13 protein-coding genes, 2 tRNA genes and 1 pseudogene are annotated in these 20,843 nt (G+C 64.3%); 13 read left to right on the top strand and 3 right to left on the bottom strand.

The window, feature by feature from the left end; translation table 11 throughout:
• Positions 1 to 205 precede the first annotated feature (205 nt).
• Positions 206 to 2,851 carry an aminopeptidase N gene (gene pepN, locus IV498_RS12550; RefSeq protein WP_269047080.1) on the bottom strand — a complete coding sequence of 882 codons (2,646 nt, stop codon included), beginning with the start codon at positions 2,849 to 2,851 and terminating at the stop codon, positions 206 to 208.
• Between the two features lie 266 nt (positions 2,852 to 3,117).
• On the opposite strand from pepN, the gene IV498_RS12545 reads away from it, so the two are divergent.
• The 3 genes and pseudogenes from IV498_RS12545 (at position 3,118) to IV498_RS12535 (ending at position 5,622) form a co-directional block, all read left to right on the top strand.
• Positions 3,118 to 4,185 carry a hypothetical protein gene (locus IV498_RS12545; protein ID WP_269047076.1) on the top strand — a complete coding sequence of 356 codons (1,068 nt, stop codon included), beginning with the start codon at positions 3,118 to 3,120 and terminating at the stop codon, positions 4,183 to 4,185.
• Positions 4,186 to 4,227: 42 nt separating this feature from the next.
• Positions 4,228 to 4,710 carry a ribose-5-phosphate isomerase gene (locus IV498_RS12540; protein WP_269047074.1) on the top strand — a complete coding sequence of 161 codons (483 nt, stop codon included), beginning with the start codon at positions 4,228 to 4,230 and terminating at the stop codon, positions 4,708 to 4,710.
• A 3-nt stretch (positions 4,711 to 4,713) separates the two neighbouring features.
• Positions 4,714 to 5,622: pseudogene (locus tag IV498_RS12535) on the top strand (Fpg/Nei family DNA glycosylase).
• Positions 5,623 to 5,810: 188 nt separating this feature from the next.
• On the opposite strand, the gene IV498_RS12530 reads toward IV498_RS12535, so the two are convergent.
• Positions 5,811 to 5,884 (bottom strand) — tRNA-Gly (locus IV498_RS12530).
• A 317-nt stretch (positions 5,885 to 6,201) separates the two neighbouring features.
• Here IV498_RS12530 and IV498_RS12525 point away from each other — a divergent pair.
• The 6 genes from IV498_RS12525 (at position 6,202) to IV498_RS12500 (ending at position 11,601) form a co-directional block, all read left to right on the top strand.
• Positions 6,202 to 6,274: transfer RNA gene (locus IV498_RS12525), tRNA-Pro, on the top strand.
• 94 nt (positions 6,275 to 6,368) lie between these two features.
• A complete protein-coding gene (tig, locus tag IV498_RS12520; protein ID WP_269047073.1) occupies positions 6,369 to 7,781 on the top strand; it encodes a trigger factor in 1,413 nt (470 codons plus the stop codon).
• Between the two features lie 326 nt (positions 7,782 to 8,107).
• On the top strand, positions 8,108 to 8,731 hold the full coding sequence (locus IV498_RS12515) for an ATP-dependent Clp protease proteolytic subunit (protein WP_269047071.1): 624 nt from the start codon (positions 8,108 to 8,110) through the stop codon (positions 8,729 to 8,731).
• A gap of 34 nt (positions 8,732 to 8,765) precedes the next feature.
• Positions 8,766 to 9,425 (top strand): ATP-dependent Clp protease proteolytic subunit, encoded by a 660-nt coding sequence (locus IV498_RS12510; protein WP_269047069.1) that lies wholly within the window; start codon positions 8,766 to 8,768, stop codon positions 9,423 to 9,425.
• Between the two features lie 186 nt (positions 9,426 to 9,611).
• Entirely contained in the window at positions 9,612 to 10,901 is a 1,290-nt protein-coding gene (gene clpX, locus IV498_RS12505; protein WP_269047068.1) for an ATP-dependent Clp protease ATP-binding subunit ClpX, read from the top strand.
• 73 nt (positions 10,902 to 10,974) lie between these two features.
• A complete protein-coding gene (locus tag IV498_RS12500) occupies positions 10,975 to 11,601 on the top strand; it encodes a mycothiol-dependent nitroreductase Rv2466c family protein (RefSeq protein WP_269047067.1) in 627 nt (208 codons plus the stop codon).
• A 50-nt stretch (positions 11,602 to 11,651) separates the two neighbouring features.
• Here IV498_RS12500 and valS read toward each other — a convergent pair whose 3' ends face one another.
• Positions 11,652 to 14,297, bottom strand: a complete 2,646-nt coding sequence (gene valS, locus IV498_RS12495; RefSeq protein ID WP_269047066.1) for a valine--tRNA ligase — start codon at positions 14,295 to 14,297, stop codon at positions 11,652 to 11,654.
• 41 nt (positions 14,298 to 14,338) lie between these two features.
• On the opposite strand from valS, the gene IV498_RS12490 reads away from it, so the two are divergent.
• The 4 genes from IV498_RS12490 to IV498_RS12475 all read left to right on the top strand — a co-directional run bounded on the left by IV498_RS12490 (position 14,339) and on the right by IV498_RS12475 (position 20,840).
• Positions 14,339 to 14,707: a DUF488 domain-containing protein gene (locus IV498_RS12490; protein ID WP_269047064.1), complete on the top strand. Its 369-nt coding sequence runs from the start codon at positions 14,339 to 14,341 to the stop codon at positions 14,705 to 14,707.
• A gap of 117 nt (positions 14,708 to 14,824) precedes the next feature.
• Positions 14,825 to 15,661: an SDR family oxidoreductase gene (locus tag IV498_RS12485; RefSeq protein WP_269047062.1), complete on the top strand. Its 837-nt coding sequence runs from the start codon at positions 14,825 to 14,827 to the stop codon at positions 15,659 to 15,661.
• A 395-nt stretch (positions 15,662 to 16,056) separates the two neighbouring features.
• The gene (ileS, locus tag IV498_RS12480) at positions 16,057 to 19,437 is read left to right on the top strand and encodes an isoleucine--tRNA ligase (protein WP_269047060.1); all 3,381 of its coding nucleotides are present in this window, start codon (positions 16,057 to 16,059) and stop codon (positions 19,435 to 19,437) included.
• Entirely contained in the window at positions 19,437 to 20,840 is a 1,404-nt protein-coding gene (locus tag IV498_RS12475) for a bifunctional folylpolyglutamate synthase/dihydrofolate synthase (protein WP_269047059.1), read from the top strand. Before ileS ends, IV498_RS12475 begins: the two co-directional genes overlap by 1 nt.
• The last annotated feature ends 3 nt before the right edge of the window (positions 20,841 to 20,843 follow it).

The following is a 20,843-nucleotide window of genomic DNA, read 5'->3' as shown; positions in this document are numbered from 1 at the left end:
ACGTGACCTGACCGGGAAACCCGACCCTTGCGTAAAAGACGAACCCTTCCCCAAAAACGATGAACTACTTACTGCTGCTGATTCCATGGGTGCTGCAACTCCCGATTAGTCGGGGGTGTTGCAACGTTCGCTAGAACTCGCCCAGAACCCCGTTCTGCTCAGCCACTGGCCGCGGTCAATGAGCAGAACGGTGCCCGCGGTGGAGCTACCGGTCGGCTGCCCGGGCCTTGAGGGCGCGCATGACGCCGTCACGGCTTTCGAGCACCAGGCGGCGCAGTGCCGGCGTCTCGCTGCCCAGCTCCGCCAGGAACGCATCGGTCGCGTCCAGCGTGCTTTGCGACACCAGCAGGGTCGGATACAATCCGGTGACTATGGTGGAGCTGATTTCGTGCGACTTGGTGGCCCAAACTTTCCGAATCGAACCAAAGTAGGTGTCAACGAACGGCTGAAGCAGCGCGGTGTTGTGCACTCGGGTGAAACCCGTGATGGCCGAGCGCTGCGCGGCGTTCGGCATGTCGCCGTTGACGACGACGGCGTCCCAGACGGCCGCCTTTGCTTCGGCAGTGGGGACGGCGGCACGGGCGCCCGCGGCGGCGAGTTGGCCGGTTTGGGTATTGTCGCGTTCCAGTTCTGCGTCGATGGCTTCCGGCCCCAACCGGCCACCGGTCACCAGTGAGGTGAGGAGTTCCCAACGCAGATCCTGATCCACGCTCACGCCCTCCAGCGCAATGGATCCGTCCAGCAGATCCGCCACCGTGTCCAGCTGGGACGCGGTGCGGGCGAAGGACGCGAAGGCCTTGGCGAACTGAAGCTGGGAATCCGACCCGGCGGCCGCCTGCTGGCTGAGCGTCCACAGCGCTTCAGCGGCGGAGGCTGAGGTCTCCTCCTGGTCCTCTTCGGCAATGTAGAGGGCCAGCGTCGTGGCCAGCTGACGCATCAGCACAGTCACCACGGAGGAGTCGCTTTCGGAGCCGATGTTGGCGAGCACCAAGTCCACGTATTCACGTGCCGGTGTCTCGCCGTCGCGCGCCGCGTCCCAAGCGGAGGCCCAGACCAGGGTCCGGGGAAGTGATTCGGCAATGTCCTTCAGATGTGCCTTCGCCGTGGCCAGCGACACGTCATCCATCCGCACCTTGGCATAGGCCAGGTCGTCGTCGTTCAGGATCACCAGCGCGGGCCGCTTCAGCCCCACCAGGGCCGGAACGTCGGTCCGCTCACCGTCCACATCCAGTTCCACCCGGTGCTGACGAACCAGCTTGCCGGCTTCGCCATCCCCGGCCTGCCCGCCACCGGTGGCGAAGTCGTAAAAGCCGATGGCCGCCCGGTGCGGACGGATGGTCGGCTGCTCCGCCGTGGCGGACTGGAGCACCGCGAACGAGGTGAGAACGCCGTCGTCGTCCACTGTCAGCTCCGGACGCAGCGTATTCACGCCCGCCGTCTCCAGCCACTGCGCGGACCATCCCTTCAAATCCCGCCCGCTGGAAACCTCCAGCTCGCCGAGCAGATCATTCAGCTCGGTATTGCCCCAGGAATGCTTGCCGAAGTAAGCGCGGACGCCGGCCATGAACTCCTCCTGGCCCACCCAGGCGACCAATTGGCGCAGCACCGAGGCCCCCTTGGCGTAGGTGATGCCGTCAAAGTTGACCAGCACGTCTTCCAGATCGTTGATCTCGGCGACGATGGGATGGGTGCTGGGCAGCTGGTCCTGGCGGTAGGCCCAGGACTTTTCCATCATGGCGAAAGTGGTCCAAGCCTGCGTGTACTGGGTGTTTTCCGCGGCAGCCAGTGCCGACATGAACTCGGCAAAAGACTCATTGAGCCAGAGGTCATTCCACCACCGCATGGTCACCAAGTCGCCGAACCACATGTGCGCAAGTTCGTGCAGGATGGTGATGGCCCGGCGCTCGATGGTGGCGTCGGTTACCTTGGAGCGGAACACATACGACTCCAGGAAGGTCACGGCACCGGCGTTCTCCATGGCACCGGCATTGAACTCCGGAACGAACAACTGATCATATTTCGGGAAGGGGTAGGGCGTGCCGAACTGCTTCTCATAGAACTCGAAGCCCTGCCGGGTGAGGGCAAAGATGTTTTCGGCATCCATGTACTGCATCAGGGATTTGCGTGCGAAAACGCCCAGCGGGATGGTGCGGCCGTCGGAGCTGGTGAGCTCGCTGCGGACGGACTGGTAGGGGCCGGCAATCAGTGCTGTGACATACGAGGAGAGTACCGGGGTTGGCTCGAAGTGCCAGGTGGCGCGGGCGCCAGCATTCGAGGGCGCGCCAGCATTCGAATGTGTGCCGGCATTTGATTGCGGGTCGGTGGCTGCCTCGGATTCCGCAACCGGTCCGGCTTCAACGGCCTCGGGGGTGGGGGAGTTGGAGATGACGTCCCAGTGCGCTGGGGCCGTGACGTGAAAGGCGAACGTAGCTTTCAGATCCGGCTGCTCGAAGACGGCGAACATCCGCCGGCTGTCCGGGACCTCGAACTGGGTATAGAGGTAGATCTCGTTGTCCACCGGGTCCACGAAGCGGTGCAGTCCCTCACCGGTGTTCATGTAGGGGGCGTCGGCTACCACCGTGAGGGTGTTCTCCTCGAGCAGGTTGGGCAGTTGGATGCGCACGCCATCGGAGACCTCGGCCGGGTCCAGGTCGACGCCATTGAGGCTTACGCGATGCACGGCACTGGTGACGGCGTCGATGAAGCTGGCAGAGCCCGGGGCGGCCTGGAATTTGACCACCGTGGTGAAGGAGAAGGTTTTGTCGCCACGGGTGAGATCGAGGGTGACGTCATAGGAGTCGACGGACAGCAGTTTTGCGCGGTCGCTGGCTTCGGCGCGGGTCAGATTCATGCCTGGCAAAGAAGGGCCTCCGGTTAGTCGGCAGATGGATGTGCCGCCGGTCCGATGACCCCACGACATTGTGAAACCATTCTTTCACTTAATGCCGGCGATTGCGGAACCAGCCGTCAGCTGCGGGAGCCTGTGGTTGCCGGGAACCTGCCGTCAGCTGCGGGAGCCCGTGGTTGCCGAGAGTCGCAGGCTGCGGAACCTGCCGCATCGTGCCCGGGTCCCACAACCCAAGGGTCCGCCCGGGCGCTCGGGCATAGGCTTGGGTCATGGCCTCCGAAAGAACCGGCCCGGACGGAATCGGTCCCGGTGGAAATGGCTCCCATGGACCTGTGCGCGGCAGGATCGATGCCAGGGCGCTGCGCTTCGCGATAGGTTTTCCCATCGTGCTGGCGGCGGGTTTCGTGCTGGCCGCATTCTCGCTGAACGGGCAGGTGCCCCGCGGCGCGGTTTTGCCTTTAGGCGGTTCAGCGCTGCCGTTCCCTTGGTACCTCGCCGTCAGTGCCGGGGCGATCGTGGGGATGGGCGAGCTTATCGGCATTCCTGCCGCCCGGACCGTCCTGCCGGCAGTTGGCCGCCGGCTGCTGCTGGGGTCCGCCGTTGGTGTTTCGCTCTTTCTGGCGGCCCTGTTCGGTTCGGCCCTGGTAGCCCAGGCCGGGACCAGTCAGGCACCGAGTCCGCGGGTGGATGCCATAGTGCTTGCGATGGGCTGCGGTGCTGCTTTGGCGCTCGGAGTCATTATGGCGTTGGTATACAAACCCGACGAGCAGTGGACCCGGCGGGACGATGAAGCCCTGCTGCGGGTTCTGGATCCCTCGCTGGTGCAGGAACAGCTGAGCTATTGGATTCATCCGCGCAGCTCCGTGATTGTCATGATCCTGCTCACGGGGGCTTTCCCTGGCATCCTGATCGGGCTGCTCCTTCCGTGGCTCGGGCTGCTGCTGTTCCTTCTGGCACTTGCCCTCATCGGCTTCCTGACGGCCCGGGTCACCGCCGGTTCCGGCGGCGTCCGCGTGCGGATGGCCGGCACGATTTCCGTGATCCGGTTTCCAGTCTCGGCTGTGGAAAATGCCACCGCCGATGGTGTCCTGGCCCGGGAATTCGGCGGCTGGGGCCTGCGCCGACACGACGCCACAGTCTCCTATCTGAGCGCAAGCGGACCGGCCGTCGTCGTCCGACTGAAGGGAAAGGCGACCGCCATCCTGGGTGCACCCGACGCGGCAAGAGCCAGGGACCTTGCCGCTCGGCTCAGCCAGCCTTCCAACTCGGACGACGACGACGGCGGCGGTGGCGGTGGCGACGGCGGTGGCGGTGGCGGCATGCCGCGGGACTTGTAGGCTTGAGTCAGTTCTCCTCCGCACCGACGATCGGACACTTTCATGAGCCCGCTGCGCGTTCACATTGCCACTGACCATGCCGGCATGGAGCTGAGTGCCCACTTGATCGCCCATCTGAGCGCCACCGGGTATCAGATGGTGGACCACGGTCCTAAGGCGTATGACGCGCAAGACGACTACCCGGCGTTCTGCATCCACGCTGCGCAAGCCGTGGTGGCGGATCAGCAGGTCGGTATTGAGGCGCTCGGAATTGTCCTGGGTGGCTCAGGAAACGGTGAACAGATAGCGGCGAATAAGGTCCGCGGCGTTCGGGCGGCCCTGGCATGGAATCTGGAGACGGCCAAGCTGGCCCGTGAGCATAATGACGCGAACGTGGTGGCGGTGGGTGGCCGTCAGCACAGCGTCGAGGAGGCCACCGCGATCATCGAGGCATTTCTCGCCGAACCCTTCAGCAATGCTGAACGGCATGTGCGCCGGATCGGCAAGATTGCCCGCTTTGAATCCACCGGCGAGGTGGACGGCTGAGCTATGCCGGAAGGCCACTCCGTGCACCGGCTTGCCCGGCAGTTCCAGGACGTTTTCAGCGGCAGACGGCTGGCCGTTTCCAGTCCGCAGGGCAGATTTACCGACGGTGCGGCGTTGCTGGACGGACGGACGCTGGAATCCGCCGGTGCGCACGGTAAACAGCTGTTCCTGCACTTCGACGGCGGGCTGGTGCTGCGTACCCATCTGGGACTTTACGGCGCATGGGACTTCGGTGGGGACTCCAGCTTTACCGGCGCCTCCAGCATTGGGGCACCCCGGCGCGTAGGCGAAAGAGAGGTTGCCGCGGCGCCCGATGCGGTGGGCGGGAGCGCCTACGCTGGTCCACCGAAGCCCCGGGGCGCCGTCCGTCTCCGGTTGGTATCGGAACACGGGTGAGCAGACCTTCGGGGTCCCACCGCATGCGAGGTCCTCACTGCTGAGGAGGCCGCTGCCGTTGTGCTGACGCTGGGGCCGGACCCCCTGCACGATCCGGAATGGGACCAGGACGAATTCATCCGGCGGGTGACGGCCAGCCGGAGCTACCTCGCGGTGCTGCTGATGAAGCAGGACATCGTGGACGGAGTGGGAAATGTCTACCGGGCGGAAGTCCTCTTCCGGCAACGGCTCAACCCATGGCTGCCCGGAACCGATCTGGCACCGGCGCCCGCCGGCCGCTTGTGGCGCGACATCGCCTCCGTCATGGCGGACGGAGTACAACAGGGCCGGATCATCACGACCCGCGTTCCGGACCGTTCGTCGGCCGCGTTCCCGGTTCCCCCGGCTGAAGCGCACTACGTTTACAAACGCGTCGGCCTTCCCTGTCGGATCTGCGGAACGAACATTGCCCTGGCTGAGCTGGCGGGACGGAACCTCTATTGGTGTCCCGGTTGTCAGGGCCCGTTTCCGGGGTAACGAGGCGGGTGAACAGGCTCCCCGGGAGGGTAAACGCCGAGGTGGACGCGCAACGCCGAGGGGTACGCGCAACGCCGAGATGAAGGCCCAACGCCGGGTGCGCCTGTCGGGAAGCGGTATCGCCAGTCGTGGGGGAAGCGGTCTAAAGGCCGGGGCTGGAACGCGCGCCCAGACCGGGAAAAAATAACTGGAGGGGGCGACGGGAATCGAACCCGCGTCATCAGTTTGGAAAACTGAGGCTTTACCATTAAGCTACGCCCCCGTGGGGCCCGCCGCCGCCACAATTCGACTGCGGCTGCGCTGCGGCCGTCCGAACAGAAAGTTGCGGTCTTCCGGCCGGGTATAACTACACCATACCGGGGGCAGGTGCTGTCAAATGAGCATGGAAATCCCGGTTGGATACGCGGGATGGCGCAGGCAATCGGGGAGGATGACTGTCGGGTCCGTCCATCGGGTCCGTCTGTCGGGTCCGTCCATCATTCCGTCCTTCGGGCCGACGAGTCGAGCGCTAATTCGCGGCTGATTCCTACCGTGATTGTGCACCGGCGCAACTTAGGCCGTAGACTTGCCGGTGCACAACGGGGCGTAGCGTAGTGGCTAGCGCGCCTGCTTTGGGAGCAGGAGACCGCAGGTTCGAGTCCTGTCGCCCCGACTCAGCATTTTCGCCCGCCGGGCCAGTGATAAGCGCCCGGCTCAGAGCATGCTGATGAGACCATCTACAATCGACCATTCAGGAGTACCACGCTGTGAAGAGCGCCGTCGAAAACCTCACGCCCACCCGGGTAAAGCTCAACGTCGAGGTTCCGTTCGAGGAATTGAAGCCGAGCATTGATGAGGCCTACAAGACGATTGCTACTCAGGTCCAGGTTCCAGGGTTCCGCAAGGGAAAAGTCCCCCAGCGCCTGATCGATCAGCGGGTGGGCCGCGGCTACGTGCTGGAAACTGCAATCAATGACGGGCTCAACGGCTGGTACCAGGCCGCCGTGCAGGAGACGAGCATCCGGCCGCTCAGCCAGCCGCAGGTGGAAATCACCGAGGTTCCGGACCCGGCCGCCACGGATGGCGAATTGAAGTTCCACGTCGAGATCGACGTGCGCCCGGAGATCGAGCTGCCGGATTACTCCGGTATTGCGGTTGAGGTGGAGGCCACCGAAGCCACCGACGAAGACGTCGAAACGGCCCTGGATGAGCTGCGCGGGCGTTTCGGCACGCTGAAGAATCTGGACCGGCCGGCCGCTGACGGGGACTTCCTCTCCATTGACATCACCGCCACGGTGGACGGCAAAGAGGTGGATTCCGCTGCCGGACTGTCCTACCAGGTCGGCGCTGGAACCATGCTGGAAGGCCTGGATGAGGCAGTCACCGGCCTGAGCGCGGACGAAGAGGCAATCTTCGACACCAAGCTGGTGGGCGGCGAGCACGCCGGTTCGGATGCCCGGGTCACGGTCGTGGTGAAGTCCGTCAAGGAACGCGAACTGCCCGAAGCTAACGATGACTTTGCCCAGCTGGCCAGCGAATTCGACACGATGAGCGAACTGCGCGAGGATCTCGCCAAGCAGGCCGCCGAGTCCAAGACGGTGGAGCAGGGCGTCGAAGCCCGCGACAAGGTGCTCGACAAGCTGGTCGAAATGATCGAGGTTCCGGTTCCGGAGTCCGTAATTGAGGAGCAGCTGGAGCAGCACTTCAACGGCGAGAACGCCCACACGGCCGGCGAGGAGCATGACACCGAGGAGCACCGCGCGGAGGTCAAGACCAACACCGAGCGGGCCTTCCAGAACGAGATCATCCTGGACGCCATCGCGGACAAGGAAGAGATCGGAGTCAGCCAGAACGAGCTGATCGACTACATCGTCTCCTCCGCCAGCCAGTACGGCATGGACCCGAATCAGTTCGCCCAGATGCTGGACTCTTCCGGACAGGTGCCGATGATCGTATCCGAGGTGCGCCGCCGCAAGGCGCTTGCCGCGGTCCTGGCTCTGGCCACGGTCACGGACACGAACGGCCAGGAAATCGACCTCAGCGACTTCGTGACGGCAGGAGATGCCGAGGAGGCTGACGAGTCGGACGTGCTCGAGGGCGAGACGATCGAGGGCGAGACCGTCGAGGGTGAGACGGTCGAATCTCCCGCGTTCGATGATCCGGGTGCTGCCCGCTTCTAGCTGAAATTTAGATTGCCGCCGGTCCCGCAAGGGTCGGCGGCAACCTGCTTTTAAGCCGGACCTTGGCGGCTGTCTTGGGCGGGCGCAGTGGTGTCGCCGCTGCGTCGGCAGCGCGAAAAAGTGCGACGACTGCGGCCTAAGGGCGCCGCTGCAGGCGGCACTGGTGCTGGTGCGCCGTCAGCGAACAGCCCGGTTTGCGGAAACAATTCCGCCGCCAAAACGGCTACTGTCCAAGTAAGAACGATGAGTAATGACGAAGTCCCTTCGGTGCCGTAACAGCACCAGGCGAAGCGGCCCGGAGTCAGTAACGAGAGGGCAGATCAACCATGGCACAGCAAAACCCAGTCCCGACGATGGCCACCGTCGAGGCGGCAAGCCGGGACGACTACATCTACAATCGCCTGCTCAGGGAGCGCATTATTTGGCTCGGCTCCGAGGTTCGGGACGAAAACGCGAACGCGATCTGCTCCCAGCTTCTGCTGCTCTCCGCCGAGGACCCCGACAAGGACATCTTCCTTTACATCAATTCGCCCGGCGGCTCGGTGACCGCCGGAATGGCCATTTACGACACCATGCAGTTCATCCCCAATGATGTCGTGACGGTCGCCACCGGCCTGGCGGCCTCGATGGGGCAATTCCTGCTCTCCTCGGGAACCAAGGGCAAGCGCTATGCCACTCCGAACGCCCGCATCCTGATGCACCAGCCCTCCGGCGGCATCGGTGGAACAGCCTCGGACATCAAAATCCAGGCCGAGCTGATCCTGCACATGAAGAAGGTCATGTCCGAGCTCACGGCGGATCAGACCGGCCAGACGGTGGAGAAGATCCTCAAGGACAACGACCGTGACAAGTGGTTCACGGCCAAAGAGGGCTTGGAGTATGGCTTCTTCGACAAGATCAGTGCGCACGCCGGTTCCGTAACCGGCGGCGGCGGCACGAACGCAAAGTAATCCGGCGGATATGCAGATTCCAGGAGTAACAACGATGAACTATAACTTTGGCAGCACCGCCGGCAACCTTCCCACGAGCCGCTACGTCCTCCCGCAGTTTGAGGAACGGACCCCTTACGGGTTCAAGCGCCAGGATCCCTACACTAAGCTCTTCGAGGACCGCATTATTTTCCTTGGGGTGCAGGTTGACGACGCTTCCGCCGACGACGTGATGGCGCAGCTGCTGGTGCTTGAGTCCACGGACCCGGACCGGGACATCACGCTGTACATTAATTCGCCCGGCGGCTCCTTCACCGCCATGACGGCGATTTATGACACCATGCAGTTCATTCGTCCCGAGGTGCAGACGGTGTGTCTGGGCCAGGCAGCCAGCGCTGCGGCGGTACTGCTTGCGGCGGGTGCCCCCGGCAAGCGGTTGGCGCTGCCCAACGCCCGCGTGCTGATCCACCAGCCGGCCCTCTCCGGCGGTCAGGGCGGACAGGCCTCGGACCTGGAAATTCAGGCGGCGGAGGTCATGCGGATGCGCACCTGGCTGGAGGAGACACTGGCCAGCCACTCCGGCCGCACACCGGAGCAGCTGAACAATGACATCGAGCGGGACAAGATCCTCACCGCTCGGGAGGCCAAGGACTATGGCCTGATCGACGAGGTGCTGGACCCGCGCAAGATCAAGCCGCAGGCCATCACCAAGTAGGCCTCGGTCCCGGCGTATTCCGGAGAGGTCCGCAAATGTGGGCCTCTCCGGCGTTTGCCTCCCGCATCTGGTCGTGTTTTTGGCCTAGAGTGGAACGTAGCCGAACACCAGCAGAAGCAGCATCAGCATCAGGTTCCCCGAGCGGAGCCACAGCGGTTCAGGAAAAGAACACGAAGGGGTTTCCAGATGGCTCGGATTGGCGAGAGCGCGGATCTACTGAAGTGCTCTTTTTGTGGCAAGAGCCAAAAACAGGTCCGGAAACTGATCGCAGGGCCGGGCGTCTACATCTGTGATGAATGCATTGAACTGTGCAATGAAATCATTGAAGAGGAACTTGCCGAGGTAGCGGATCTGGGCAGTTTCGAACTTCCTAAACCGCGCGAAATTTTTGATTTTCTGCAGGAATACGTCATTGGTCAGGAGCCGGCGAAGCGCTCACTGGCGGTAGCCGTTTACAACCACTACAAGCGGATCCAGGCCGGGCACAGCACTAAGAGTGGAACACTGGCCGACGGCGGCAGCCACGAGGAAGTGGAAATTGCCAAGTCCAACATCCTGCTGATCGGGCCCACCGGCTGTGGGAAGACCTACCTCGCGCAGACCTTGGCCCGCCGGTTGAACGTACCTTTCGCCGTCGCCGATGCCACCTCGCTGACCGAGGCCGGGTACGTGGGCGAGGACGTCGAAAACATTCTGCTCAAGCTGATCCAGGCCGCCGACTACGACGTTAAAAAGGCCGAGCAGGGCATTATCTACATCGATGAGATTGACAAGATTTCGCGCAAGAGCGAGAACCCTTCCATCACCCGGGACGTTTCCGGCGAGGGCGTGCAGCAGGCGCTGCTGAAGATCCTCGAGGGCACCGTCGCCTCGGTCCCGCCGCAGGGCGGACGCAAACACCCGCATCAGGAATTCATCCAGATCGACACCACCAATGTGCTGTTCATTGTGGCCGGGGCCTTTGCCGGCCTGGAGGAGATCATTGGTTCGCGGGCAGGCAAGAAGGGCATAGGTTTTGGTGCTCCACTCAGTGCCCTCAAGCGCGAGGAAGCCAGTTATGCGGACGTGATGCCGGAGGACCTGCTGAAGTTCGGGCTCATTCCCGAATTCATCGGCCGGCTGCCCGTGATCACCACCGTGTCGCATCTGGATCGTCCCGCGCTGATCCAGATCCTTTCCGAGCCGAAGAACGCCTTGGTGAAGCAGTACCAGAAGATGTTCCTGCTGGACGGCGTGGAGCTGGTTTTCGAGGACGATGCGCTCGACTCGATCGCGGACGCCGCTTTGGCCCGGGGGACCGGAGCCCGTGGGCTCCGGGCCATAATGGAGGAAGTGCTGCTCCCGGTGATGTTCGACCTGCCGAGCCGCGAAGACGTGGCCAGCGTGGTCATCACTGCCGAAGTGGTCAACAAATCCGCCCAGCCCACCCTGATTCCGCACGACGTCGTCGCCAAGCGCCGCAATAAGTCCGCCTGACGTCCCGGGAATCGCGGGCGGTCCTGCCGCGTTGTACCTCTTGTTTGGTAGCCGAACTATTCAGGAGAGATATATGACTGACACCACAGTGAGCTCATCCAATAAGGCCGACTTTTGGTTCGACCCGCTATGTCCCTTCGCCTGGGTGACGTCGCGCTGGATCGGCGAGGTCGAAAAGGTGCGGGACATGAGCGTCGACTGGCATGTGATGAGCCTGTCGGTCCTCAACGGGGACAAAGAGGGAATGTCCGAGGAGTACAAGTCGCTGATGGAACGCGGCTGGGGCCCGGTCCGCGTGATCACCGCTGCGCGTGAATTGCACGGATCCGATGTGGTGAAGCCGCTCTACGATGCCATGGGCACCCTGATCCACCATGAGGGCAACAAGGATCTTACCGAAGTGGTGCAGAAGGCGCTGGCCCAGGTCGGTCTCCCCGCCGAGCTGGCGAAGTTCGCGGACCAGACCAGCTACGATGCACAGGTGCGGGCCAGCCACGACGCCGGCATCAGCCAGGTGGGCCAGGAAGTGGGAACGCCCGTCGTCGCCTTCAACGGGACGGCATTCTTCGGTCCCGTCATCACCCGCATTCCGCGCGGAGAAGAGGCCGGACGGTTGTGGGACGCCACCGTGGAACTGGCCAGTTTCCCGTATTTCTTCGAAATCAAGCGCAGCCGCACCGAGAGCCCGCAGTTCGACTGATGCCGGGCTGGGGTCGGTGCGGGAGTGTCCGCACCGACCCCACGGGGTGTTTAGGCCTTGGCTGCGTCCTCCAGGGGAGCCAGCACGACGGCGGACACGCTGAGTTCCGGGCCTTCCGTCAGTGCGATATCCCTCGCGTTTCCGGCGGCCAGCAAATCGCCCAGACCGGCGGCCAGCTGCACCAGCTGCCTTTCCGGGGCGGTGATGATGGCACTGAGAACCTGGGTGCGCTGTTTGACCTTGGCCTCGGACTTTGCCTTACGGATACCGCTGAGGGCATCGCCCAGCGTGGCCAGCATGGTGGCATCCGAGCCCCTGGCGCCACCGTCTGTGGCCAATCGGAGCGCGGTCGGCCATGATGCACGGTGGATCGAACCGTTCCGCCACCAGGACCACACCTCTTCAGTGGCGAACGGGATAAATGGGGCAAAGAGGCGCAGCAGGGTGTCCAGCGTGGTGGCCAAGGTGGCCAGCACGGAGGCCTGCTCTTCCTTTCCCGCCGCTCCATAGGCACGGTCCTTGACCAGCTCAACATAGTCGTCGGTGAAGGTCCAGAAAAAGCTCTCCGTCAGCGCCAAAGCGCGCGCGTAGTCGTAGCCCTCGAAGGCCGTCGTCGCCTGGTCGACGACGTCGGCCAACTGAGTCAGCAGCGCCCAATCCAAGGCATTGCTGATCACCGCCGCAGCGTCGGCGCTTTCCGGGCGCAGAACCGAACTCTCCGTCACGCCAAGGTTGAGTACAAACTTCGACGCGTTCAGCAGCTTGATCGCCAGCCGCCGGCCAATCTTCATCTGGCCGACCTCGTAGGCCGTGTCCGCCCCGAGCTTGGCCGAGGCCGCCCAATAGCGCACCGCGTCCGCGCCAAAGTCATCCAGCGCATCCGTCGGCACCACCACGTTGCCCTTGGACTTGGACATTTTCTTGCGGTCCGGATCGAGGATCCAACCGGAGATCGCGGCATGCTTCCACGGTGCGGCGTCCTGCAGGGCGTCTGCCCGCACCGCGCTGGAGAACAGCCAGGTTCGGATGATGTCATGGCCTTGGGGGCGCAGGTCGAACGGGAAGACCTTGGAAAACAGCTCGTCGTCCCTGCTCCAGCCACCGACGATCTGTGGTGTCAGCGAGGACGTTGCCCACGTGTCGAGCACGTCCGCGTCACCGATGAACCCGCCGGGAGCGGCCCGCATGGATTCGTCAAAGCCCGGCGCAGGTTCGGCCGCAGGATCGACGGGCAGCTGGTCATCGGCGGGGAGGATAGGCGCCTCGTAGTCCGGGTTTCCGGCAGCATCCAGGCGGTACCACACCGGAATCGGCACACCGAAGAAGCGCTGCCGGGACACGAGCCAGTCGCCGTTGAGCCCCTCCACCCAATTTTCATAGCGCGAGCGCATGAAGGACGGATGGAACTCGATTTCCTTACCGCGGGCAATTAGCCGGGTGCGCCGGTCCGCGTCCCGGCCGCCATTGCGCAGGTACCATTGCCGGCTGGTGACGACCTCCAGCGGCTTATCGCCCTTTTCATAAAAGTTCACCGAGTGCAGAACAGGCTTGGGCTCGCCGTCCAGGTCGCCGCTTTCGCGCAGCGCGGCCACCACCGCCTCCTTGGCGCTGAAGATGGTTTTGCCGGCAATCGCCTCATAGGCCGGGACGGCGGAACCGGTGATCCAGGCCGGGGTATCGGCCAGGATGCGCCCATCGCGGCCCACGATTGCCCGGGTAGGCAGCTGCAGCTCGCGCCACCAGGTCACATCGGTCAAATCTCCGAAGGTGCAGACCATGACCAGACCCGAACCCTTCTCCGGCTTGGCCAGTGGGTGAGCCTTGACTTCCACTTCCACTCCGAAGAGGGGGGAGAACACGGTGCTGCCAAAGAGTGCCTGGTAGCGCTCGTCATCCGGATGCGCCACGAGGGCCACGCAGGCCGGAATGAGCTCCGGGCGGGTGGTTTCGATGTACACCTTTTCGCCGTCCGGGCGGTGAAAACTGATCCGGTGGAACGCGCCGGGCCGTTCGCGGTCCTCCAGCTCGGCCTGTGCCACGGCGGTGCGGAAGGTGACATCCCACAGCGTCGGGGCCTCGGCCATATACGCGTCGCCGGCGGCCAGGTTGGCCAGGAAGGCGCGCTGGCTGACCGCCCGCGAGGTGTCATCTATGGTCCGGTAGGTCAGATCCCAGTCCACTGACAGCCCCAGTGTGCTGAAGAGGTTTTCAAAAACCTTTTCATCCTCCACGGCCAGTTCCTCGCACAGCCGGATGAAATTCCCGCGGGACACCTCCACGAAGTCGCGCTCGTTCTTGGCCGGCTGCGCAGGCGGGGCGAAGTCGGCGTCGAACCGCAGCGAAGGGTTGCAGCGGACACCGTAATAGTTCTGCACGCGCCGTTCGGTGGGCAGACCGTTGTCGTCCCAGCCCATCGGGTAGAAGACATTCTTGCCGAGCATCCGCTGGTACCGGGCCAGCACGTCGGTTTGCGTGTAGGAGAACATGTGGCCGACGTGCAGCGACCCGGAGGCCGTGGGTGGCGGTGTGTCGATCGAGTAGACCTGACCGCGGCTGGTGTCCGGGTTGAACCGGTAGATCCCCTGCTCGTGCCAGCGCCGGGCCAGAACCGGTTCCAGGCCCTCCAATGCGGGCTTGTCGGGAACGTTGGACGCGGTCGCGGCGGGCGTGTCTGTGCCCGCAATATTGTCAGCCATGGAGCAATTCTTTCATGTCGGGAGCGGGCTAGGATGCGGCTATGGGAAAAATGCGCATCCGCAGGGTGTACGACGACGGCGGCGCCCCGGCCGCGGAGAGCGGATTTCGTGTGCTGGTGGACCGGCTCTGGCCGCGCGGTGTGAGCAAGGAGCGCGCCGCCGTCGACCTCTGGCTTAAGGAGGTGGCGCCCTCGACGGAACTGCGCAAGGCCTTCCACCACGAGGGCGCGGCGTTTGATGACTTTGCCCGCCGCTACCGGGCGGAACTGGAAGGGAACCCGGCTGTGCAGGAGCTGCGGCAGGTCGCGGCCGAGCATGCGGAGGTGGTGCTGCTGTTTTCGGCAAAGGACCCCGCCCAGAACCAGGCTGCCGTGCTGCGGGATTATCTCTACGAACACCCGCAGCGGTAAACTCACGGGGGCTATCGGCAGCTGAACGGTCTGCAGGCCGGCCCCGGCTGGCCCGTTGTCGGCTGGGCGGGTCCGCCCGGACCGGCGGCTTTCCGGCGGGCAGGATAGATTGGGATCATGCCTGATTCTGCGCCCGACGCCGCTGCTCCGTCGCCATTATTGAACGCCCAGGATCGAACCGGCGCCGCGGCGCCGTCGTCGGCCCGGCTCGCCGTCGTCACTGGCGCCAGTTCGGGCATCGGTGCCGCCACTGCCCGCCGCCTGCGCGCCGACGGCTGGGACGTCGTCGCCGTGGCCCGCCGCGCTGAAAGGCTGCAGGCGCTGGCCCGGGAGACCGGGGCGGTGCCGTTTTCGGCCGATGTAACGAACGACGACGACATCGCGGCCCTGGTGGACTTCGTCGCCGCCCGCGGTGGCCTGGATACGCTGGTCAACATTGCCGGTGGAGCCCGCGGCGCGGACCAGGTGGGCGCCGCCGAGCAGGAGGACTGGGATTGGATGTACCAGGTCAACGTGATCGGCACGATGAAGATGATCCGCGCCTTCCTGCCAGCCCTGCGCAGCTCCGGCGAGGGAACGGTGCTGAACCTGACCTCCACCGCGGGATTCGCCGCGTACGAAGGCGGCTCCGGATACAACGCGGCCAAGTTTGCCCAGCACGCGCTCACGGCTGCACTGCGGCTGGAGGAGGCTGAGAACAACCTGCGGGTCATCGAGGTGGCGCCCGGCATGGTGCACACGGAGGAGTTCACGCTCAACCGGCTCGGTGGGAACAAAGCCGCCGCGGAGAAGGTCTACGACGGTGTGGAGAAGCCACTGACGGCCGACGACGTTGCCCGGGTAGTGGCGTACTCGCTGAACCTACCGCACCACATCAACCTGGACCAGATCGTGATCCGGCCGGTGGCTCAGGCCGCCAACCACAAACTGATCCGCAGGCCAGCGCAGAAGTAACGCCGGTCGGCCGCTGAGCCCGTATGGCGCGTTGGCTTGGGCGCAACAGGTTCTGCCCGCCCGCCGAAGTGCGGCGCGGGCGGGCAGACAGTAGAATGAAACCAACAGCTGTGACCCGGCCATCACCGGTGAGCTTCCGGAAGAAAGCGCCGTTCGGCAGGAGAGCAGGGACTCTCCGTCAGCGGCGCCGGTAGAACCGGACGGGCAGGCCCGTTACAGCCGTCAATGAGCGGCCAACGTTCGCCCGGTACCCAGGTGTCGGAGGCGTCGGTAAGTGAGGTGGTACCGCGGTATTTGCCCCGCTGGACAGCAGTAAAGCTGCTGCCGGTCCGGGACGGACGCCGTCCTCGCATCCTGAATGATTTTGTGTTCAACCGCTCCCACAGGATGAAGAGATGACCCAGTACCCGAAGGCAACGACCGCTCCCGCCAACCGTGCAGACGGCTCCGGCGCCGCCGCCCCGGCGGTGCCCACAGCCGCGCGTTTCCCGGAAATCGAGGAGCGCATCCTCAAGTACTGGGCCCAGGATGGCACCTTCCAAGCCAGCATTGACAATCGCACTGCCGGCGCTGACGGCAGCAACGAATTCGTCTTTTATGACGGTCCGCCCTTCGCCAATGGTTTGCCGCACTATGGCCACCTGTTGACCGGGTACGCCAAGGACCTGGTGGGCCGCTATCAGACGCAGCGCGGCCGGCGCGTGGAGCGCCGCTTTGGCTGGGACACGCATGGTCTGCCGGCGGAGCTGGAAGCCATGAAGCAGCTGGGGATGACGGACAAGACCCAGATCGAAGCCATGGGCATCGACAAATTCAACGATGCTTGCCGCGCCTCGGTGATGAGGTACGCGGACGAGTGGAAGTCCTACGTGACCCGGCAGGCGCGTTGGGTGGACTTTGACAACGACTACAAGACGCTCAATGTCGAATATATGGAGTCCGTCCTCTGGGCCTTCAAGCAGCTGCATTCCAAGGGCCTGACCTACAACGGCTACCGGGTGCTGCCGTACTGCTGGAAGGACGAGACGCCGCTGTCCAACCACGAACTGCGGATGGACGAAGACGTTTACAAGATGCGCCAGGACCAAACGGTCACTGTGACGTTCCCGATTCGGATCGACCCGGTGCGCGATGCGGAGCGGATGCGGCTGAGTCTAGCGCTGCTGGACCTCGACGGCGTGGCCGCGCTGGCCTGGACCACAACACCCTGGACGCTGCCCACCAACCTGGCCCTCGCCGTCGGCCCGCGGATCAGCTACGTTGTGGTGCCCGAGGGTCCCAACGGGACGCTGCTCGGCGGTGCGGCCTTGCGCAGCCAGCGTTTCCTGATCGCTTCGGACCTCCTCGGCGCCTACGCCAAGGACTTGGGTTACGGTGATGGCGCCGACGGCGAAGCTGCCGCGGCCGAGTCGGTTCAGGCCAGCTACCTCGGTGCGGACCTGGCCGGGCTGGAGTACGAGCCGCTCTGGGATTACTTCGCGGACACGGAAAAGTACGGCACGGACAACGCCTGGCGCATCCTGGTGGCCGACTACGTCACGACGACGGACGGAACGGGTATCGTGCATCAGGCTCCTGCCTATGGTGAGGATGACCAGAAGGTCTGCGAGGAGGCCGGCATTCCGGTGGTGCTCTCGGTCGATGAGGGCGCGAAGTTCCTGCCGCTGTTTGCCCACGGTGAACTCGCGGCCATCGCCGGACTGCAGGTTTTTGATGCCAACAAACCGATCACCCGGGTGCTGCGCGCCAACGGCCGGCTGCTGAGGCAGGCCAGCTATGAGCACAGCTACCCACACTGCTGGCGCTGCCGTAATCCACTGATCTACCGCGCCGTCTCCTCCTGGTACGTGGAGGTGACGAAGATCCGGGACCGGATGGTGGAGCTGAACCAGGAGATCAACTGGATCCCCGGCAATGTCAAGGACGGTCAGTTCGGCAAATGGCTCGCCAACGCCCGCGACTGGTCCATCAGCCGCAACCGCTACTGGGGCAGCCCCATCCCGGTCTGGCAGTCCGACGATCCGGAGTACCCGCGCACCGACGTGTACGGCTCCTTGGCCGAGCTGCAGGCGGATTTCGGCCGGCTGCCGCTGAATAAGGAAGGCCTGGTGGACCTGCACCGACCCTTCATTGACGAACTGGTCCGTCCCAATCCGGATGACCCGCGCAGCCCGGCTGAGGGCCAATCCAGCATGCGGCGCGTCGAGGACGTGCTCGACGTCTGGTTCGATTCCGGTTCCATGCCCTACGGCCAGGTCCATTACCCGTTCAACAACGAGGACTGGTTCGACACCCACAACCCGGCGGACTTCATCGTCGAGTACATCGGGCAGACCCGCGGCTGGTTCTACATGCTGCATGTGCTCTCCACCGCACTTTTTGACCGTCCGGCCTTCCGCAATGTGATCAGCCACGGCATCGTGCTCGGCGACGACGGCCAAAAGGCCTCCAAGAGCCTGGGCAACTACCCGGATGTGCACGAAACCTTCCAACGCGATGGTTCCGATGCGATGCGCTGGTTCCTGATGTCCAGTCCGATCCTGCGGGGCGGAAACCTCATTGTCACCGAGCAGGGCATCCGCGACGGCGTGCGTCAGGTGATCCTGCCGCTGTGGAACGTTTACAGTTTCTTCACGCTGTACGCCAACGCTGCGACCGGCGGCGGAACGAGGGCCGGCGGCTATGAGGCGAAGCTGCGATACGACGGATACACGGACACCTTGGACGAGTATCTGCTCGCCAACACCGGGGATCTGGTCCGCGACGTCACAGGCTTCCTGGACAGCTATGACATCTCCAGCGCCTGCGAGGTGCTGCGGAGCTACCTGGATATGCTCACCAACTGGTATGTGCGGCGCAGCCGGCAGCGCTTTTTCGACGAGGACGCGGATGCCTTCGATGCGCTCTACACGGCGCTGGAGGCAGTCTGCCGGGTGGCTGCCCCGCTGCTGCCACTGGGCACCGAGGAAATCTGGCGCGGCCTGACCGGGGGCAGGTCGGTGCATTTGACCGACTGGCCCGATGCTGCACTCTTCGTTTCCAACCCGGATTTGGTGCAGCAGATGAACCGCATCCAGCAGATCTGCTCCACCGGTTCCAGCCTGCGCAAAGCGGCCAAGCTGCGGGTCCGGTTGCCGCTGCAGGAGCTGACCGTGGTGGCCCCCGGGGCAGACACGTTGGCCGGTTTTGCTGCCGTGGTGGGCGATGAACTCAATATCCGCTCGGTCCGGCTGGTCGATTCCGCCGTGGCCGCACCTGAGCAGTTCGGCATCGAGCAGCGGCTGGTGGTCAATGCCCGGGCCGCCGGTCCACGGCTGGGCAAGGACGTGCAGGCAGCGATCAGGGCGGCTAAATCCGGGGACTGGTCGGTGGCTGAGGACGGGTCTGTCACGGCCGGCGATCTTGCGCTGGAGCCGCAGGAATATGCGCTGGAAACGATCGTGGCACAGGGCGGAGCGGACGGAGCGGCGGCTGGGGCACAGGCCGTGGCCGTCCTGCCCGGCGGGGGCTTCGTGGTGCTGAACACTGAGGTGACCGCGGCCCTGGAAGCCGAGGGGATGGCCCGGGACATGGTCCGGGCCATTCAGACGGCGCGCAAGGACGCGGGGCTGCAGGTCAGCGACCGGATTGTGACGACCGTGAACGGGCCGCAGGAGCTCATTGACGCGCTGCATGCCAATGCGGACCTGGTCCGGGCGGAAACACTCACCGTCCGCCTGGAACTGGTCCCCGGGGACGAGGACACTACTATCGCTGTTGAACGGACGGTTGCCTGATGGCCTTAAATGATGGAAACCATGACGAGTTTTCGGTGGAGAGCGTCTACGCCGAGCTGCTGGGGCGTGCCCCGGAGAACAAGATGGAGCCGCGGCTGGCCCCGCTGTTCCGGGCCATGGATGTGCTGGGGGAGCCGAACAAGGCCTTCCCGATCATTCATGTCACAGGGACCAACGGCAAGACCTCCACGGCACGGATGATTGAAGCCGGGCTGCGGGCGCATGGGCTGCGCACCGGCCGCTACACCAGTCCGCACCTGACCAAGGTGACAGAGCGCATCAGCATCGATGGCGAACCCGTGCCGGATGCCACGTTTGTGCGGATCTGGGACGAGATCCGGCCGTACTTGGAATTGGTCGACGGCGAATTAAGTGCCGCGGGGGAACCGCGGCTGACCTATTTCGAGTGCCTGACCATTCTGGGCTTCGCCATCTTTGCTGATGAACCCGTTGATGCGGCAGTCATTGAGGTGGGATTGGGTGGCATCACCGACGCCACCAACGTCGGGGACGGGCAGGTGGCCGTGGTGACCCCAATTTCGCTGGACCACACCGAACTGCTCGGCGGCACCACGGCGGACATCGCCCGCGAAAAGGCCGGCATCATCAAGGAAGGCGCGTTCCTGGTCAGTGCCGCCCAACCGGCGGACGCAGCGCAAATCCTGCTCGAAACCGCCCGGGAGAAAAACGCCGAATTCCGGTTCGAGGGAGTCGAATTCGGTGTGGAATCCAGGACCGTGGCGGTCGGCGGACAGCTGGTGACGCTGCAGGGCCTGGCCGGGCGTTATCCGGATCTGGTGCTGCCGCTGCACGGCGCGCACCAGGCGGAGAACGCCGTTGTCGCCCTGGCCGCCCTTGAGGCGTTCTTTGGCGGCGGAACCCGCGAACTTGATATCGACGTCGTGCGCGAAACGTTCGAAAAGGTCAGCTCGCCGGGCCGGCTGGAAGTGGTGCGAACCGCGCCAACGGTGTTCGTGGACGCCGCGCATAACCCCGCCGGTATCCTCGCCAGCGCGCAGGCTCTGCAGGAGGCGTTCACGCTGAGCAAGCTGGTGCTGGTGCTGGGCGTGCTGCGGGAAAAGGATGCGGAGGGAATCCTCCGCCAGCTCCGGGAATCGTTCGGCGCGCTGGCTGAGGAAATATGCCTGACGCAATCCAATTCCCCGCGTGCCGTACCCGCCGTCGAACTGGCGGAAATGGCCGTGGATCTGGGCTGGGATGAGGAGAATGTGCACGTGGCCGAAAAGTTGGACGACGCGATTGAATGGGCCATTGCCCGCGCCGAAAGCAACGAAGACCTCGCCGGCGGCGTCCTAATCACCGGTTCCATCACCCTGGTGGCCGAGGCACGAATCCTGCTCGGCGCCGACGCCGACCGGTCCACCGGAACGGGCGGTGCCTAGGAC

This window comes from Paenarthrobacter sp. Z7-10, from assembly GCF_026932795.1.
In the GTDB taxonomy this organism is placed as follows: domain Bacteria; phylum Actinomycetota; class Actinomycetes; order Actinomycetales; family Micrococcaceae; genus Arthrobacter_M.
This window is presented reverse-complemented; position numbering and strand designations above follow the sequence as displayed.

Bases quoted from the DNA above. Each gene is read 5' to 3' on its own strand.
- pepN (WP_269047080.1), bottom strand. From the start codon at position 2,851: ATGAATCTGACCCGCGCCGAAGCCAGCGACCGCGCAAAACTGCTGTCC.
- IV498_RS12545 (WP_269047076.1), top strand. From the start codon at position 3,118: ATGGCCTCCGAAAGAACCGGCCCGGACGGAATCGGTCCCGGTGGAAAT.
- IV498_RS12540 (WP_269047074.1), top strand. From the start codon at position 4,228: ATGAGCCCGCTGCGCGTTCACATTGCCACTGACCATGCCGGCATGGAG.
- IV498_RS12515 (WP_269047071.1), top strand. From the start codon at position 8,108: ATGGCACAGCAAAACCCAGTCCCGACGATGGCCACCGTCGAGGCGGCA.
- IV498_RS12510 (WP_269047069.1), top strand. From the start codon at position 8,766: ATGAACTATAACTTTGGCAGCACCGCCGGCAACCTTCCCACGAGCCGC.
- clpX (WP_269047068.1), top strand. From the start codon at position 9,612: ATGGCTCGGATTGGCGAGAGCGCGGATCTACTGAAGTGCTCTTTTTGT.
- IV498_RS12500 (WP_269047067.1), top strand. From the start codon at position 10,975: ATGACTGACACCACAGTGAGCTCATCCAATAAGGCCGACTTTTGGTTC.
- valS (WP_269047066.1), bottom strand. From the start codon at position 14,297: ATGGCTGACAATATTGCGGGCACAGACACGCCCGCCGCGACCGCGTCC.
- IV498_RS12490 (WP_269047064.1), top strand. From the start codon at position 14,339: ATGGGAAAAATGCGCATCCGCAGGGTGTACGACGACGGCGGCGCCCCG.
- IV498_RS12485 (WP_269047062.1), top strand. From the start codon at position 14,825: ATGCCTGATTCTGCGCCCGACGCCGCTGCTCCGTCGCCATTATTGAAC.
- ileS (WP_269047060.1), top strand. From the start codon at position 16,057: ATGACCCAGTACCCGAAGGCAACGACCGCTCCCGCCAACCGTGCAGAC.
- IV498_RS12475 (WP_269047059.1), top strand. From the start codon at position 19,437: ATGGCCTTAAATGATGGAAACCATGACGAGTTTTCGGTGGAGAGCGTC.